This window comes from Methylobacterium sp. WL119 (genome assembly GCF_008039875.1).
Classification (GTDB): Bacteria; Pseudomonadota; Alphaproteobacteria; order Rhizobiales; family Beijerinckiaceae; genus Methylobacterium.
In genome coordinates this window covers 1-1,769 of the sequence record NZ_VRUU01000216.1, presented here as the reverse complement: position 1 = coordinate 1,769, position 1,769 = coordinate 1, and the positions used below count along the sequence as shown (strand labels likewise).

2 protein-coding genes are annotated in these 1,769 nt (G+C 61.8%); one reads left to right on the top strand and one right to left on the bottom strand.

All coding sequences use genetic code 11. The features are described from left to right. Window positions 1–190 (top strand): transposase (locus FV227_RS28485; protein WP_147859662.1); only part of this gene is annotated, 190 nt, incomplete at its 5' end. 93 nt (window positions 191–283) lie between these two features. On the opposite strand, the gene FV227_RS28480 is transcribed toward FV227_RS28485, so the two are convergent. After that, window positions 284–700 carry a DUF2335 domain-containing protein gene (locus tag FV227_RS28480; protein ID WP_187275000.1) on the bottom strand — a complete coding sequence of 139 codons (417 nt, stop codon included), beginning with the start codon at window positions 698–700 and terminating at the stop codon, window positions 284–286. Window positions 701–1,769: the final 1,069 nt, after the last annotated feature.

Sequence of the window (1,769 nt, the reverse complement as noted above, 5' to 3'; positions counted from 1 at the left end):
CGCTCGGCGCGGGATCGACAGCAGCGAGAAGCTTGGGCGTCACCGTTGGGTAGTCGAGCGCACCCATGCCTGGTTCAACCGTTTCCGACGCCTGCCCGTACGCTACGAGCGTCGCGCCGACATCTACGAGGCCTTCACCAACCTCGCCGCCAGTCTCATCACCCTCAACCAAATCAGGCGGTTCTGTTAGGCGCTCTTAGTCGCGTCGTTGTTGCTCATGGTGTGCTCCACGGATGACCTACGAAGCGAAGGCGGCGACCGGCTGGATGTTCCGGTGGCCGAGCTACTGCCCGTTCTGTCTGCGCACGTAGAGGAAGGCGCCTACGACCGCGGCGATATCCAAGGCTCCGATGACCATTGCCGCGGAGGGATAACCAAGAGTGAGAGCGAGAGCAGCGACGGCAAGGGCAGATAGAGAGAAGGCGATAGCTGCCCATTGGCCAAGCCGAACTGTTTGAAGATTGCCCTTGAGCGAAGACTTTTCTAGCTCTCGACGGTGCTGAGCCTCCTGCTCCCACATCGCGAAGATGCGCTCGGGTGCATCAGGCACGAGCTGGCGGAATTGATCAAGCACGACCGGCGGTGGCAAAGGCCCCTGCCAGAATTCATTGCGCTCGATGACGGTAGGCTGCTGATCCTGCGAAGGCTGCTGCCGCGCCGGAGGGTTACCTTTGGGCCGTCTCGACACGCGCACGCTCACGATCAATCACACGGCGCATGTCGTCTCCGATCCGCGCGCTATCACCCCGTAAGGCCTCTAGATCTGTGCGGGATGGTGCGCGCGTATTGGGTGAGACCGCCGGCCAAATGGACGCAAGGGTGCTGAGGCCGGCAACGAAGCTGCCGACGCGCGTACGCCGCTGAGCGGGACGGACTGCGTTATTCCTCATGCCCTCTCATGTACGCCGTACATCGAACGCGTCAATGCCAACCCCCAATTGCGGTTTACCGAGGCTGATCACGCTGAGCGTGTCGCTCGCCAGCCTCTCCCAGCTGGAAGGTGCCGGCCGCGCCCGACAGGTTCAGCAGGCCGCCGGCTCTCGGTGTTCATCGTCACCGCCGAGTGGACGAGATCCCCCATCATGAAAGGTGACCTGGGGTCGAATGTAGGCCTAATATCTCTGCGGATGGAAGAGGACTGAAACGCGTGCCGCTCCGCTACCCACCTTTCGAAGTCGTCACATTGAAGCTAGAATAGACCCCAGCGGAACTCACAAGCCAGCCATGCCGGCCGCGTTCTGCTTAAAAAGCTTTCCGCTCTGGATGTAACCGGCGGTCGTGTCGAACTTCCGATGGCGCAGTTGGCGTTGGATCGCCTAGCCTGGTGCGTCGATCGCGGCGGCCATGGTCGCGTGAAACATCACTCACAGCCCTGCTCGAGCCGCGTCAAAGCAGGGGGCTTGGCGTGAACCGTCCCCGGCAAAAGGCAAAACATCATCGTTTCGGGAAGCGATCCCGATTGACATCAGGCGGTCCCCGGACCTCATTCGATTTTCGACGGCCTCACCCTTGCCGGGGTGGGGCCGTTGGCGTTTTGGGCTTAAGTTTTTCTCGCGGCCTTGATCCCTTGTTTCAGCCGGCTCACGACTTGCACGGGGCGCGCCATAGCCGGACATGGCATGTCGGCCGGCAGGCACGGTTAAGAGCGCCTAACAGAACGGCACCCTGAGCGTTGATGTGCGTTGGTGTTTCATGGCCCGCGCACTTCTTCCCGACGATCTCTGGGACGAGATCGCCCCGCTGCTTCCGCCTCCCCGACCCCGTCCGAA